Below are 14,706 nucleotides of genomic sequence, written 5' to 3' on the forward strand. Positions count from 1 at the left end.
GAGAAGCGTTTAAGCTTTACTAGCCATTCTTGAGAAGTTGTATAAAACGATTTAATATAATATTCAGAATATACTTACGTTTAATGGAGGGGTTAATATGCAAGAGAACGTAGCAAAAAAGCAGGCTAAGGCAGAAGAGGTATTCCCGGTAAGAGATGTCGATTATTTAGAATATTATACAGGTAATGCAAAGCAGGCAGCCCACTTTTTCTGTACAGCATTCGGATTTAAGACCGTTGCTTATTCAGGGCTCGAAACAGGCAATCGTGACACGGTATCCTATGTATTGCAACAAAACAAGGTGAGATTGCTCATTACAGGGAGTCTGCATGAAGGAAGCCGGGTATCCCAATTCGTGAAGAAACACGGAGACGGCATCAAAGACATCGCACTTGTCGTGGATGATATTGAGAAGGCTTACAGTGGAGCGGTGGAACGTGGTGCCATTGAAATCATGCCCCCTTCCACACTGGAAGACGATAACGGAACAGTGAAGAAAGCCGTGATCGGTACATATGGGGACACGATCCATACACTTGTGGAACGTAAAGATTACAAAGGGATTTTCATGCCTGGATTTGAAAAATATGATACGGCGCTTAAAAACGAAGATGCCGGCATCATCGCTGTCGACCACGTCGTCGGAAATGTGGAGCGCATGGAAGAGTGGGTGGAATACTACGAAAAAGTGATGGGCTTCAAGGAAATGCGTCATTTCACGAATGAAGATATCACAACAGAATATTCTGCCCTGATGTCCAAGGTCATGCATAACGGCGGCCGTATCAAATTCCCGATCAATGAACCTGCTGAAGGGAAGCGCAAATCACAAATCCAGGAATATCTTGAGTTCTACGGTGGCCCGGGAGTGCAGCATATTGCCATCCTGACAGAGGATATCGTGAAGACAGTCGGGATTCTTAAGGAAAATGGAGTAGAGTTCCTGAGCACTCCGGATTCCTACTACGAAATGCTCTCAGAGCGTGTAGGTGAAATCGATGAAGAGATTTCGCAAATCAAAGAGTTGAATATTTTAGTGGACAGGGATGACGAAGGGTACCTGCTTCAAATTTTCACGAAGCCTATCGTGGATCGTCCTACACTATTCATCGAAGTGATCCAGCGTAAAGGGGCGAGGGGATTCGGCGAAGGGAACTTCAAAGCACTATTCGAATCCATCGAACGCGAACAGGAGCGCAGAGGAAACCTATAAAAAATAGATAGATAGAATATATATAACGGGGGTCAAAGGACCGGTCAGGGGGTTAACTCATGAAGAGATTAGCTGCTTCTACGCTTAATATCGTACCGATTGCAGGTACCTATTTGAACGGGAAGACAAGCTAACACATGAGTCAACCCCCTTCATCCATGAGGAAGGCGAGGGTATATGTATGGCACTGAAGTTCAAAACAAGGGAAGCGGTCACACATATCGCTCCATATGTGCTGGGGAAGACGCTTCTGGATTTAAAGAAGGAGCATGGACTCAGCTCGATCAGAAAGTTATCGGAAAACGAAAATATATATGGCTGCTCCCCGAAAGTGAAAGAGTGGTTTAAAGAAAACGGAAGCGACTTGTTTTTATATCCCGACGGGGCTGCGGTGGACCTGAGTCAAAAAGTTTCAGCGTTCTTGGGCGTTCCGAAAGAACAACTCGTATTCGGGAACGGATCGGATGAAGTGATCCGGCTGTTGACGAGGGCCTATTTGAGCAGCGGAGACGAGGCGATCATGGCCGATGTGACGTTTCCGAGGTATCAGACCAATGTGTTGTTAGAGGGAGGCACACCCGTCATTGTCCCTCTCGTAGCCGGTACCCATGATTTACAGGGCATGCATGACCACATCACACCAAGAACAAAATTGATCTTTGTCTGCAACCCCAATAATCCAACGGGGACCATTGTAGGGAAAAGGGAACTACTGCAGTTTATCGAAAGTGTCCCATCCAACGTTCTCGTGGTGGTCGATGAAGCTTATATGGAGTACGTGACAACCGATGATTATTTAGAAACCCTGCCGCTTCTTACGGCATTCGAAAACCTGATCGTCCTCAGGACATTTTCAAAAATTTATGGCCTTGCCGGGTTAAGGGTCGGGTTCGGAGTCATGAATGAGGAAATTGCTGAACAGCTCCGTAAAGTGAAGGATGTCTTCAATGTGAATACCGTTGCCCAGAAATCGGCGATCATTGCCCTGGAAGATCAGGCGTTTATAAGGGAATGCACCCATAAGAACGAACAGGGTCGTCATTACTTGGAGGGGGAATTCGACCGGATGGGCTTATCCTATTTCCCTTCTCAATCCAACTTTATCATGGTGGACACAGGCTTGAATGGGGACGTGGTGTCCCATGAACTCGTAAAAGAGGGTCTCGTCGTTCGTTCAGGAACGCTTCTGGGATACCCGGACACGGTCAGGGTCACGGTTGGAACAGAAGAGGATAATAAACGATTTGTTGCAGCGCTGGAATCCATTTTGAATAACAAAGGGGTGAAGTGAAATGGACATCAAACCCCAGACCCTTGAGTGGCAGTCAGCGTATAAATTGATGATCGGCTCGATTCTGCCAAGACCGATTGCCTTTGTTTCATCCATTGATGAAAAAGGGAATGCGAACCTCGCTCCATACAGCTTCTTTACGGCGATTTCTGCAGAGCCTATGCTCGTCTGCTTCTCTCCCATGAGAAGAGGGAAAGATGGCAGCAAAAAGGATACCCTTCGAAATATCGAGAAAACGAAGGAATTTGTCATCAACATCGTCAGTGAAGAGTTTGTGGAGGAGATGAATAACTGTGCCATCGAATTTGATTCCGACGTGGATGAATTTGAACAGGTCGGACTGACGAAAAAGGAGTCCATCACTGTAAAGCCTCCTGGAGTGACGGAAAGCAAGGTTCAGTTGGAATGCGTGCTTCATGAGGTCCTTCACTTCGGCGATCATCCTGGTGCAGGAAGCCTTGTCATCGGGAAGGTGGAGTGTGTCAGGGTCAATGATGAACTCTACTATGACGGGAAAATAGATTCAGAGAAACTCAAACCGGTGGGAAGGCTTGCCGGCCAGATGTACACCAAACCATTATCCGATTCATTTGAATTGATTCGAAAAAGGTGATGACACGTGAAGTTGGTTAGTTTTTTAATAGATGGAGAAGTAAAGGCGGGGATGGTTCAGGATGAACTTGTCGTGGACATCCATGCTGTGAGCGGAGGCTCACTCCCTAAAGATATGTTATCCATCATCGATCTTGGTGACGAAGGACTGAAACGGATGAAGGAGCTGGGTGCTTTTTCAGAGGGAGAAGAGGGAGTGTATCCATTACGGGACGTCACACTGAAGGCACCGATTCCAAGACCTGTGAGCATCCGGGATTTCTATGCCTTCGAAGAGCATGTGAAAACGGCCCGTAAACGAAGGGGGCTCGATGTGGTGCCGGAATGGTATGACATTCCCGTGTTTTATTTCACCAATCACTTAGCTGTAAAAGGTCCAGGCGATCCCATCGCGAAACCTGCCGGCTGTGAGTGGCTCGATTACGAGCTGGAAATCGCCTGCGTCATCGGAAAAGAAGGCAGGAACATTTCCCCAGGAAGCGCGCAAGACTTCATTTACGGCTATATGATCATGAATGACTGGAGTGCAAGGGACATCCAGAAGCATGAAATGAAAGTCGGGCTCGGTCCTGCGAAAGGAAAGGATTTTGCCACGTCATTCGGACCTTATGTAGTGACGAAAGATGAGATGGATGCGTATCGAAACGGGGAACGTCTTGATCTGCCCATGACGGCAAAAGTGAATGGGAAGCTCTTATCCGAGGGGAATTATCAGGATATTCATTATACATTTGAAAACATGATCGAGCGCGCATCGAAAGACGTCACCCTGTATCCCGGTGAGGTGATCGGATCCGGTACGGTCGGCAGCGGCTGCATTTTAGAGCTTGGTCCCGAGAAGCATCCGTGGTTGAAGCCCGGGGACGTAGTGGAATTAGAGATTAAGGGATTAGGAGTATTAAGGAATACGATTGTAGAGAGAAGAAAGGGGGAAGACCATGTACTATCGTCAATTGGGGAACATACCTCATAAACGTCACACCATGTTTAAAAAGGAAGACGGAACGCTTTACAGGGAGCAGGTCATGGGAACGAAGGGATTTTCGGGAACCCAATCGATCCTGTATCATCATCACTTGCCTACGGCTGTGGCGAAAACAGAGTTTTTAGGCAGTTATATGCCGGAATTTGAGGAAGAGGGTGCTCTGCGTCATCGACATTTCTTTACAGACAAAGTCGAGAAGAAAGGCTGTGCCTTAAAGAGCCGTGAGTATTTACTTGGTAACTCCGATTTATTGATTGGAACCGCCTATGTCACGGAAGAGATGACAAGCTTTTACCGGAATGGTGACGGTGATGAAATGCTTTATATCCATTTTGGTAAAGGAAAGGTAGAGACGATGTTCGGAACGATCACGTATGGAAAAGGTGATTATGTGGTGATTCCGATCGGAACCATCTACCGGGTCGTTCCTGAAGAAGAGACGAAGATGCTGATCGTCGAGTCCTTCAGCCAGATCACCACTCCTCGTCGCTATCGTAACGAGTACGGGCAGCTGCTGGAACACAGTCCGTTTTGTGAGCGTGATCTGCGGGGACCTGAGAAGCTTGAAACGAACGATGAAAAGGGAGAGTTTGAAGTGATCACCAAATCCAGGGGTGCGCTTCATTCCCATGTATTGGATCATCATCCACTGGACGTCGTCGGATGGGATGGATATTTATATCCATGGGTATTCAACATAGAGGATTTCGAGCCGATCACCGGCCGTGTCCATCAGCCGCCGCCTGTCCACCAGACGTTTGAAGGTCATAACTTCGTCGTATGTTCATTCGTGCCGCGATTATATGATTATCATCCTGAATCGATCCCGGCTCCCTATAACCACAGCAATGTGAACAGTGATGAACTGCTGTATTATGTGGAAGGGAATTTCATGAGCAGGAAGGGGATCAAGGAAGGGTCGATCACCCTACATCCGAGTGGAATTCCACACGGGCCTCATCCAGGAACGACGGAAGCCAGTGTCGGAAAAAAAGAAACCTTGGAGCTCGCTGTCATGATCGATACCTTCAAACCGTTGAAAATCGTCAAAGAAGCAAACGATGTCGAAGATCAGAATTATATGTTCACATGGGTATAGAAGAATCAATCCAGAGGCCAGACTCTGGATTGATTTTTTTTTGTTGCATGAACATGCCTATTCCAGATCCGATCCGGCTGGGTACAAACACCCCGAACGCCGATACCTGTAGGATTTTGTCGAAAATTTTTTCAAGAGGTATTCTCCAAATCTGAACCACCATTCACCACCCTTAATGAAAAAATTCTTAAAAAATTTTTTCTTCCCACAAACTCTATAAGGACAAAGATGTAAGCGTTTACTTATAATCAGATTAATCTAAATAGTCAAATAATTTACAAAAAGCCTGTTGACCTTCCTGGGAAACGGGAGTAATATTGTCCTCAATATAAAAAACAGAGCCGGCGGGAAGCGGCAGTCACAAACCAATCAGCCGCGTTCTGAGTAGGCTTATCAAGTCAACGTACTTTCGTTGCAAAAATAAATTTCTGAATAATCAAATAAATCACAACCGGGAAAGGAATGATTAACATGAACGAACAGTGGATCTACTTAGACGGACAATACGTAAAAAAGGAAGACGCAGTTGTATCTGTGTACGACCATGGTTTTCTATATGGAGATGGAGTGTTCGAAGGGATTCGAATGTACGATGGGAACGTGTTCCGTCTGGATGAACATGTTGATCGCCTTTATGACTCAGCAAAATCCATCATGTTGCACATTGAACTCTCTAAAGAAGAGATGAGCGACATTATCGTTGATACATTGAAAAAAAATAAACTCGAAAATGCCTACATACGGGTGGTCATTTCCAGGGGTGTTGGAAACCTTGGGTTGGATCCATTCACTTGCAGGAAGCCACAGGTCATCGTCATTGCTGAACAACTGGCTCTATTCCCTAAAAGCTTATATGAAACAGGCATCGATATCGTTACCGTCGCAAGCCGGCGAAATCGTGCGGATGTCCTATCACCAAAAGTTAAATCATTAAACTACTTAAATAACATTCTCGTTAAAATCGAAGCCAACCTTGCAGGCGTAAGCGAAGCTTTGATGTTGAACGATCAAGGATATGTAGCAGAAGGATCGGCTGATAACATCTTCATTGTGAAGAAAGGAAAAATCCTTACACCTCCGGGATATGTAGGAGCGCTCGAAGGGATCACCCGGAATGCCATCATCGAAATTGCCGAAAAAGCAGGTTTCGAGATGAAAGAAGAAGTCTTCACCCGACATGATGTATATACAGCAGATGAAGTGTTCTTAACAGGAACAGCCGCTGAAGTCATTGCCGTTGTAAAAGTTGATGGCCGTGTCATCGGAGAAGGAAAACCTGGAAAGTATACAAATCAATTATTGCAGGAATTCAGAAACACTGTCACGCAGGATGGAAGAAAAGTTTACAAACAAAACGCTCAAGTTGGCTAAGTTGGAGGTGATGACGTGCGAAGTGACATGATCAAGAAAGGGATCGACCGGGCTCCCCACCGCAGTTTACTCTACGCGACGGGAGTCAAGCTCGAAGACATGGAAAAACCATTTATCGGGGTATGTAACTCTTATATCGACATCATCCCCGGTCATATGCATTTAAACGGATTCGCCCAGGTGGTGAAAGAAGCGATCCGGGAAGCGGGGGGAATCCCGTTCGAATTCAATACGATCGGTGTTGATGACGGGATCGCCATGGGGCATATCGGGATGAGGTACTCACTCCCAAGTCGCGAACTGATCGCCGACTCGGCAGAAACGGTCATCAATGCTCACTGGTTTGACGGAGTATTCTACATTCCAAACTGTGACAAGATCACACCGGGAATGCTGATGGCATCAGTCAGAACCAATGTCCCTTCCGTTTTTGTATCGGGAGGCCCCATGGAAGCAGGAGTCTCAAGTGAAGGGAAGCCACTATCACTCGTATCCGTTTTCGAAGGGGTCGGCGCCCACCAGTCAGGAAGGATGACGGCAGAACAGCTTCTCGATATCGAAGCAAATGCCTGTCCGACCTGTGGGTCATGCTCCGGGATGTTCACGGCGAACTCCATGAATTCCCTGATGGAAATGCTAGGAATGGCTCCACCGGGGAACGGGACGATCGTAGCCACCTCAGAAGAACGTCACAAATTGATCAAAGACGCAGCGAAACATCTTGTGGAAATGGTGAAAAAAGATATCAAGCCACGAGACATCATAACAGAGGACACCATCGATGACGCATTCGCCTTAGACATGGCGATGGGAGGCTCGACGAATACCGTCCTCCATACGCTGGCGATTGCCAATGAGGCGGAAATCGATTACGACATCAACCGGATCAATAAAGTCGCAGAAAGGGTTCCCTATCTATCCAAGATAAGCCCGGCCTCGGATTACTCCATGCAGGATGTTCACAATGCCGGAGGGGTCAGCGCCATCATTAAAGAGCTCTGTGAAATGGAAGCTGTACACAAAGACCGCATCACCGTTACAGGGAAATCCCTTTATGAAAATGTGAAGGATGCTCATATTCAAAATGATGATGTCATACGCCGCAGGGAAAATGCCCACAGTCCAGTCGGGGGATTATCCGTTCTCTTCGGGAATATTGCTCCTAATGGCGGTGTCATCAAAGTAGGGGCAGTCGACCCATCCATTAAAACATTCATGGGTGAAGCGATTGTATATGAATCCCAGGATGATGCCCTTGCCGGAATTGAAAGCGGAGAAGTGAAAGAAGGTCATGTTGTCGTTATCAGATATGAAGGTCCAAAGGGCGGTCCGGGAATGCCGGAGATGCTGGCACCGACAGCAGCCATTGCAGGACGCGGACTTGAGAAGCAAGTCGCACTCATGACAGACGGCAGATTTTCAGGTGCATCCCGTGGTATTTCCATCGGGCATGTCTCCCCTGAAGCAGCCGAAGGAGGGCCGATCGGTGTGGTGGAAAATGGAGATCCCATCTTCATTGATCTTACAAACCGGACGATTTCCCTCATGGTTTCTGAAGAAGAGTTGACGTTCAGGCAACAGGAGTGGGTACAGCCTTCTCCGAAAATCAAAAAAGGGTATCTTGCAAGATACGCAAAACTTGTTACATCAGCAAGTACAGGTGGAATCTTGAAAACGGAATAAGTGAAAGCGTTGAAGAGGTTAAAGGATTGGGAGCTGTATTTTCAGAGAGCTGGTGGTGCTGCAAACCAGTAATACAACCAATACCGACATCCCCTCTGAGTATCGTTCTGAACCGTGTAAGTAGGAACGATCGAGTAGATGATACTCGTTACAAAAACAAAGGCTGATGAAACCGATCAGCCTGCCAAGGGAGATGATATCGATCATCTCTGAACGAGGGTGGTACCGTGGAAAGGATCAAGACCTTTTCGCCCCTGCGAAAGATGAACTCTGTCGTAGTGGGTGGAAAGGTCTTTTTTATTTGAATGAATTGGTTGAACCATGCTGAGTGAAAAATCGAACATAGCAATTTAATAAGGGGAGGAGATAGGCAATGAGAGCGAAGGTAGAGGCAGAACCGGCTTCACAGACACTGACAGAAAACGGCAACGGCGCTGATATGCTCATGAAAGCTTTAAAGGAGGAAAAGGTTGAGATTCTGTTTGGGTACCCTGGAGGAGCGGTCTTGCCGATTTACGATGCTCTATACAAAGCCCCGATCAAGCACGTACTCGCCCGCCATGAACAAGGGGCCATCCACGCGGCTGAGGGTTATGCAAGGGTATCAGGGAAGCCGGGTGTGGTCATTGCGACATCTGGACCTGGTGCTACCAATCTCGTGACAGGGATTGCCGATGCCATGATGGACTCCCTTCCGCTGGTCGTCTTTACGGGGCAGGTGGCGTCGGGGGTCATCGGGACCGACGCATTCCAGGAAGCGGACGTGGTAGGCATCACGATGCCGATCACCAAGCATAATTACCAGGTACGGGATATTAAAGATTTACCGAGGATCGTGAAGGAAGCCTTTCACATCGCATCAACCGGGAGGCCCGGACCCGTACTTGTCGATATTCCAAAAGATTTGACCCTACAGCAGGCCTACCCGGTACACGAAGTGGAGATGGACTTACCCGGTTATCAGCCCAACTTTTATCCGAATCCCCTCCAAATCAAGAAGCTGGTGGATGCGATCAAGGTGTCGAAGCAACCCGTCATCCTTGCAGGGGCTGGAGTGCTTCACGGAAAGGCCACGGAGGAATTGAAGGCATTCGCTGAACAATATGACATCCCGGTGGTTCACACCTTATTGGGATTAGGGGGGTTCCCGGCAGACCATACCCTGTTTCTTGGCATGGCGGGGATGCACGGATGTTATACGAGTAATATGGCTATCCACGAATGTGACTTGCTCATCAATATCGGTGCCCGTTTCGATGATCGTTTAACAGGGAATCTCGCTACCTTTGCACCGAGGGCAAAAGTGGTTCATATCGACATCGACCCGGCTGAGATTGGCAAGAACGTTGAAACACAGATCCCGATCGTGGCCGATGCGAAACAGGCGCTTACCAGGCTCCTTCAAAATGAGTCCGAGAAGCCCGATTTCGATGCCTGGCATCAGCATCTTACATCATACAAAAGGGAATATCCTTTCTGGTATAACCAGGCTCATGATGTATTGTCCCCACAGCGGTTGATTGAGCAGGTGTACGAAATGACGAACGGGGAAGCCGTCGTCACAACGGACGTGGGTCAGCATCAAATGTGGGCGGCCCAATACTATTCTTTTAAAAAGCCGAATAACTGGGTCACATCCGGAGGACTTGGCACGATGGGATTCGGATTTCCCGCAGCGATCGGGGCACAGTTAGCAAACCCGGACAGTACAGTGGTCGCCTTTGTAGGAGATGGAGGCTTCCAGATGACTCTTCAGGAGCTTGTCCTCCTGAAAGAATTGAACCTTCCTGTAAAAGTGGTCCTTCTCAATAACGGCACACTTGGAATGGTGAGGCAATGGCAGGAAACGTTCTTCGAAGAGAGGTATTCCCAATCGGTGTTCTCCACCCAGCCTGATTTTGTGAAACTGGCTGAATCATATGGAATCAAGGGATATAAAGTACAAACCCAGGAAGAAGTCGATTCTGTTTTAAAAGAAGCCTTAACAAGTGATGAACCGGTGCTCATCGATTGCTGGGTGAACCCGAAGGAAAATGTCTACCCGATGGTGGCTCCAGGTAAAGGATTACACGAAATGTTAGGAGTGAAACCATGAGGAAACGGATTGTAACAGCCCTTGTTCATAACCGAAGCGGTGTCTTGAACCGGGTGACCGGATTGTTTACAAAGCGTCAGTTCAATATTGAAAGTATTTCGGTCGGATATACAGAAACGGAAGGGATTTCGAGGATGACCTTCGTCGTCAACGTAGAAGACGATCGTAAAATCGAACAGCTCCTGAAGCAGCTCCATAAACAGATCGATGTCCTCAAGGTTTCCGACATCACGGATCAAGGAGTCGTTGCCAGGGAGCTTGCCCTCATCAAAGTCCTGAGTACCGGACAGACAAGATCCGAAATCAATGGGATCGTTGAACCTTTCAGAGCGGCCATCATTGATGTCGCACGGGACAGTGTTACGGTTCAGGTAACAGGAGAAACCTCAAAAATAGAAGCCATCATCGACCTATTAAGGCCTTATGGTATCAAAGAAATCGCCCGTACAGGCATCACGGCATTTGCAAGGGGCAATGGAAAATCGGTCACGGATCTGAAACAGTATTCGATTGTAAATTAAAAGTAACGTTAAAAAACGTATTATTTAAAAAATGGAGAGGATGAGGGAAATGGTAAAGGTCTATTATAACGGAGATGTGAATGAAGAGGTTTTGAAAGGGAAGAAAGTAGCGGTTGTCGGTTATGGCTCACAAGGTCACGCACATGCTCAAAATCTGAAGGAAAGCGGATTTGATGTTGTAGTGGGATTGCGAAAAGGAAAGTCGTGGGACCAGGCGGAAAAGGACGGATTCGACGTCTACTCCGTTAGGGAAGCGAGCGAACAGGCGGATGTCATCATGGTTCTCCTGCCGGATGAGCATCAGCCGAAAGTATATGAAGCAGAAATCAAGCCCGCCCTGTCATCAGGTAAAGCACTCGCATTTGCACACGGATTCAATATCCATTTCCATCAGGTCGTTCCTCCGGAAGATGTGGATGTCTTCCTTGTTGCCCCTAAAGGACCCGGACATCTTGTAAGAAGGACCTTTGAAGAAGGAGCCGGGGTACCTGCACTCTTCGGGGTTTATCAAGACGCTTCAGGTCAAGCCGCAGAACTGGCCCTGGCGTATGCCAAAGGTGTCGGCGCAGGACGTGCAGGAATCTTGGAAACATCCTTCCAGGAAGAAACAGAAACCGATCTCTTCGGGGAACAGGCAGTCCTTTGCGGAGGGGTGACATCACTTGTGAAAGCAGGATTTGAAACACTGGTCGAAGCCGGTTATCAAAAAGAAGTCGCCTATTTCGAGTGTTTACACGAATTGAAGCTGATCGTTGATTTGATGTATGAACAGGGATTGGAAGGAATGCGCTATTCAATCTCAGATACGGCTCAATGGGGAGATTTCGTTTCAGGTCCAAGGGTAGTGAATGAGGAAACAAAAGCCCGCATGAAGGAAGTACTGACGGATATCCAAACAGGAAAATTTGCGAAGGGATGGATCCTGGAGAACCAGGCGAACCGTCCGGAATTCAACGCTATCAATCAGCGTGAAAGTCAGCACCCGATCGAAGTCGTTGGCAGGGAGCTTCGTAAAATGATGCCATTTGTACAGAAACCTTCTACTAAAGAAAAGGAAGTGGTAGCGAGTGCGAACCATTGAGATCTTTGACACGACTCTACGGGACGGAGAACAGTCAGCGGGCGTAAATCTGAATACGATTGAGAAAATCGAGGTAGCAAAGCAGCTGGAGAGACTCGGGGTGGACGTCATTGAAGCTGGATTTCCTGCAGCTTCAAAAGGGGACTTCGATGCCGTGCAGCGGATCGGTTCCACGATCAAGAACAGCTCGGTAACGGGACTTGCGCGGGCACAGCAGCGGGACATCGATGCCGTATGGGAATCCCTTAAAGGAACGGCGGAACCAAGGCTGCATGTCTTCCTTGCAACCTCCCCGATTCACATGACCCATAAGCTGAAGATGACACCGGATCAGGTCATCGATACGGCCGTGCAGGCCGTTCAGTACGCGAAGAAATTTTTCCCGGTCGTCCAGTGGTCGGCGGAAGATGCTTGCAGATCGGATCTCAACTTTTTAGTGAAGATCATGGAGAGGGTTATTGATGCCGGAGCTTCCGTCATCAATCTTCCCGATACGGTGGGGTATATCACCCCACATAAATACGGTGAACTGTTTCGGTACGTAAGAGAAAACGTACCGAATATCGGCGGCGTAAAGCTATCGGCACACTGCCATGATGACCTGGGGATGGCGACGGCCAATTCCCTTGCAGCCATTGAAAACGGAGCCGACCAAATTGAGGGAACCATCAATGGAATCGGTGAACGTGCCGGGAATGCAGCCTTGGAGGAAGTCGCGGTTGCCCTACGCATCCGTGAAGATTTCTACGGGGCGACGACCAGACTGAAGCTGGATGAAATCAAGAAAACAAGCTCTCTTGTCAGTAAGCTGACGGGGATGAGGGTACCGGCTAACAAAGCGGTTGTAGGGGATAATGCCTTCGCCCATGAGTCAGGCATCCACCAGGATGGCGTATTGAAAGAGAAAACAACGTACGAAATTATCACACCGGAACTGATCGGAGTGAATTCCAACCGACTCGTTCTTGGAAAACATTCAGGGCGTCACGCGTTCAAGAATAAAGCTGTCGAGCTGGGCTTTGACTTAACGGATGAAAAGTTGAACGAAGCGTTCCACACATTTAAAGATCTTGCGGATAAGAAGAAGGAAATCGTCGATGAAGACCTCTTCAGCATCCTGACGAATAAGCAGACGGAAATGACTGAAGGTGTCGGATTCACTCTGGAAAGAATGCAGGTTCAATATGGGATGGACAATATCCCGACGGCTACGATCGAATTGAAGTTTGAAGACGGAAGCGTCACTCGCCTTGCTTCAACGGGATCAGGAAGCGTGGAAGCCATCTACAATACAATCGAAAAAATCCTTCCGGGCAAGTCAAAGCTCTTGGATTACAAAATCAACTCAGTGGGCGGTGGCCGTGATGCACTCGCCGAAGTGTATGTCCGACTGGAGTATGACGGTGAAAATACAAGCGGACGCGGAACCGCTCAGGATGTATTGGAAGCATCAGCCCGCGCGTATCTAAATGCTGTGAACCGGTCGGCACAGCGATCACACTCAAGAGGGAAAGAAGCGGTGCAAGCCAGCTTATAAACCACAGGAGCCTTGAATTATAAGGCTCCTCATAAACCAAAAAATCAGGAGGTAATTCTAATGAAGAGAAAAATCGCTGTACTACCAGGAGACGGTATCGGTCAAGAGATTATGGACGGGGCATTAGAAGTACTGAAGGCAGTGGGTGATTGGTTCGGTCATGAATTCGAAGTCGAGAAAGGATTCATCGGGGGATCGGCCGTTGATCGCTTCGGTACACCGTTACCTCCTGAAACGATCAAGCTTTGTAAAGAGAGCGATGCCGTCCTATTAGGGGCAGTCGGAGGACCGAAATGGGAGCACTTGCCGAAAGAAATCCGTCCTGAAAAAGGGCTCCTGGCCATCCGAAAAGAGTTCGACCTTTTCGCGAATCTGCGCCCGGTGAAGGCATTTGAAAGTTTACTGGGGGCATCCCCGCTTAAACGGGAGATTGTGGAAGAAGTAGATTTGGTGATTGTCAGGGAGCTGACGGGTGGATTGTATTTCGGTCAGCCGTCCGGCCGCCAGGGGAAGCGGGATGAAGTGGCCGTTGACACCCTGGTTTATGAAAAAAGTGAAATTGAACGGATCGTCCATAAAGCATTCAAGCTGGCTCAGAAACGCAAGAAAAAATTAACGTCGGTCGACAAGGCAAACGTTCTGGAAACCAGTCGAATGTGGCGTGAAGTCGTGAACGAAGTGGCCGGTGAATATCCGGATGTAGAAGTCGAACACATGCTTGTGGATGTTGCAGCCATGAAGCTGATGTATCAGCCGAAACAATTCGACGTGCTCGTGACCGAGAACATGTTCGGTGACATCCTGAGCGACGAAGCCTCCATGATCACAGGCTCACTTGGAATGCTTCCTTCCGCCAGTTTAAGAGGGGACTCATTCGGCCTTTACGAACCGGTTCACGGATCCGCCCCTGATATCGCCGGAAAAGGAAAAGCCAATCCACTGGCTATGATTCTATCGGTTGCCATGATGCTTCGTCATTCCTTCGGCTTGAAAGAAGAAGCGGAAATGATCGAAATGGGGGTCCAGGAAGTCCTGAATGCAGGTTACCGGACAGGAGACCTTTGGACGATGGGACGCGGTACCGTCGTCGGAACGGGTGCCATGAGTCAGCTGGTCGTAGAGCGTCTGGAAGCAGATCATGCCCTGTCTTCCATCCTGGCAGCGTACTTGTAATAAAAATTTATGGAGGGGGTGACCGGAGCGAAAATCAACGGTCAC

General features: G+C 48.1%; 13 protein-coding genes. 12 read left to right on the forward strand and 1 reads right to left on the reverse strand.

Annotation, left to right across the window (positions count from 1 at the left end; all coding sequences use genetic code 11):
• Positions 1 to 97 precede the first annotated feature (97 nt).
• From hppD to ilvD, 7 genes are all read left to right on the forward strand, one after another.
• The gene (hppD, locus tag M1J35_RS05020) at positions 98 to 1,213 is read left to right on the forward strand and encodes a 4-hydroxyphenylpyruvate dioxygenase (RefSeq protein WP_254652899.1); all 1,116 of its coding nucleotides are present in this window, start codon (positions 98 to 100) and stop codon (positions 1,211 to 1,213) included.
• A 181-nt stretch (positions 1,214 to 1,394) separates the two neighbouring features.
• Positions 1,395 to 2,504, forward strand: a complete 1,110-nt coding sequence (gene hisC / locus M1J35_RS05025; RefSeq protein ID WP_224521507.1) for a histidinol-phosphate transaminase — start codon at positions 1,395 to 1,397, stop codon at positions 2,502 to 2,504.
• A gap of 1 nt (position 2,505) precedes the next feature.
• Positions 2,506 to 3,117 carry a flavin reductase family protein gene (locus tag M1J35_RS05030; RefSeq protein WP_224521506.1) on the forward strand — a complete coding sequence of 204 codons (612 nt, stop codon included), beginning with the start codon at positions 2,506 to 2,508 and terminating at the stop codon, positions 3,115 to 3,117.
• A 6-nt stretch (positions 3,118 to 3,123) separates the two neighbouring features.
• Positions 3,124 to 4,089, forward strand: a complete 966-nt coding sequence (locus M1J35_RS05035; RefSeq protein WP_254652900.1) for a fumarylacetoacetate hydrolase family protein — start codon at positions 3,124 to 3,126, stop codon at positions 4,087 to 4,089.
• Entirely contained in the window at positions 4,055 to 5,200 is a 1,146-nt protein-coding gene (locus M1J35_RS05040; protein ID WP_254652901.1) for a homogentisate 1,2-dioxygenase, read from the forward strand. Before M1J35_RS05035 ends, M1J35_RS05040 begins: the two co-directional genes overlap by 35 nt.
• A 471-nt stretch (positions 5,201 to 5,671) precedes the next feature.
• On the forward strand, positions 5,672 to 6,571 hold the full coding sequence (gene ilvE / locus M1J35_RS05045) for a branched-chain-amino-acid transaminase (RefSeq protein WP_224521503.1): 900 nt from the start codon (positions 5,672 to 5,674) through the stop codon (positions 6,569 to 6,571).
• Positions 6,572 to 6,586: 15 nt separating this feature from the next.
• A complete protein-coding gene (ilvD, locus tag M1J35_RS05050) occupies positions 6,587 to 8,254 on the forward strand; it encodes a dihydroxy-acid dehydratase (RefSeq protein WP_254652902.1) in 1,668 nt (555 codons plus the stop codon).
• 18 nt (positions 8,255 to 8,272) lie between these two features.
• Here ilvD and M1J35_RS05055 read toward each other — a convergent pair whose 3' ends face one another.
• Positions 8,273 to 8,461: a hypothetical protein gene (locus tag M1J35_RS05055; protein WP_254652903.1), complete on the reverse strand. Its 189-nt coding sequence runs from the start codon at positions 8,459 to 8,461 to the stop codon at positions 8,273 to 8,275.
• Between the two features lie 166 nt (positions 8,462 to 8,627).
• Here M1J35_RS05055 and ilvB point away from each other — a divergent pair, with 166 nt between their 5' ends.
• The 5 genes from ilvB to leuB are packed head-to-tail and all read left to right on the forward strand — an operon-like array spanning position 8,628 to position 14,661.
• The gene (gene ilvB, locus M1J35_RS05060; protein ID WP_254652904.1) at positions 8,628 to 10,349 is read left to right on the forward strand and encodes an acetolactate synthase large subunit; all 1,722 of its coding nucleotides are present in this window, start codon (positions 8,628 to 8,630) and stop codon (positions 10,347 to 10,349) included.
• A complete protein-coding gene (gene ilvN, locus M1J35_RS05065) occupies positions 10,346 to 10,870 on the forward strand; it encodes an acetolactate synthase small subunit (RefSeq protein ID WP_034761039.1) in 525 nt (174 codons plus the stop codon). Before ilvB ends, ilvN begins: the two co-directional genes overlap by 4 nt.
• 49 nt (positions 10,871 to 10,919) lie before the next feature.
• Positions 10,920 to 11,951, forward strand: coding sequence for a ketol-acid reductoisomerase (gene ilvC, locus M1J35_RS05070; protein WP_079530754.1), 1,032 nt, complete (start codon positions 10,920 to 10,922; stop codon positions 11,949 to 11,951).
• On the forward strand, positions 11,938 to 13,488 hold the full coding sequence (locus M1J35_RS05075) for a 2-isopropylmalate synthase (protein ID WP_034761043.1): 1,551 nt from the start codon (positions 11,938 to 11,940) through the stop codon (positions 13,486 to 13,488). The genes ilvC and M1J35_RS05075 overlap by 14 nt, the downstream gene beginning before the upstream one ends.
• Positions 13,489 to 13,548: 60 nt before the next feature.
• Positions 13,549 to 14,661 (forward strand): 3-isopropylmalate dehydrogenase, encoded by a 1,113-nt coding sequence (leuB, locus tag M1J35_RS05080; RefSeq protein WP_079530756.1) that lies wholly within the window; start codon positions 13,549 to 13,551, stop codon positions 14,659 to 14,661.
• Positions 14,662 to 14,706: the final 45 nt, after the last annotated feature.

This window comes from Rossellomorea sp. KS-H15a, from assembly GCF_024195245.1.
GTDB lineage: Bacteria > Bacillota > Bacilli > Bacillales > Bacillaceae_B > Rossellomorea > Rossellomorea vietnamensis.

Bases quoted from the DNA above. Each gene is read 5' to 3' on its own strand.
- hppD (WP_254652899.1), top strand. From the start codon at position 98: ATGCAAGAGAACGTAGCAAAAAAGCAGGCTAAGGCAGAAGAGGTATTC.
- hisC (WP_224521507.1), top strand. From the start codon at position 1,395: ATGGCACTGAAGTTCAAAACAAGGGAAGCGGTCACACATATCGCTCCA.
- M1J35_RS05030 (WP_224521506.1), top strand. From the start codon at position 2,506: ATGGACATCAAACCCCAGACCCTTGAGTGGCAGTCAGCGTATAAATTG.
- M1J35_RS05040 (WP_254652901.1), top strand. From the start codon at position 4,055: ATGTACTATCGTCAATTGGGGAACATACCTCATAAACGTCACACCATG.
- ilvE (WP_224521503.1), top strand. From the start codon at position 5,672: ATGAACGAACAGTGGATCTACTTAGACGGACAATACGTAAAAAAGGAA.
- M1J35_RS05055 (WP_254652903.1), bottom strand. From the start codon at position 8,461: ATGATCGATATCATCTCCCTTGGCAGGCTGATCGGTTTCATCAGCCTT.
- ilvB (WP_254652904.1), top strand. From the start codon at position 8,628: ATGAGAGCGAAGGTAGAGGCAGAACCGGCTTCACAGACACTGACAGAA.
- ilvN (WP_034761039.1), top strand. From the start codon at position 10,346: ATGAGGAAACGGATTGTAACAGCCCTTGTTCATAACCGAAGCGGTGTC.
- ilvC (WP_079530754.1), top strand. From the start codon at position 10,920: ATGGTAAAGGTCTATTATAACGGAGATGTGAATGAAGAGGTTTTGAAA.
- leuB (WP_079530756.1), top strand. From the start codon at position 13,549: ATGAAGAGAAAAATCGCTGTACTACCAGGAGACGGTATCGGTCAAGAG.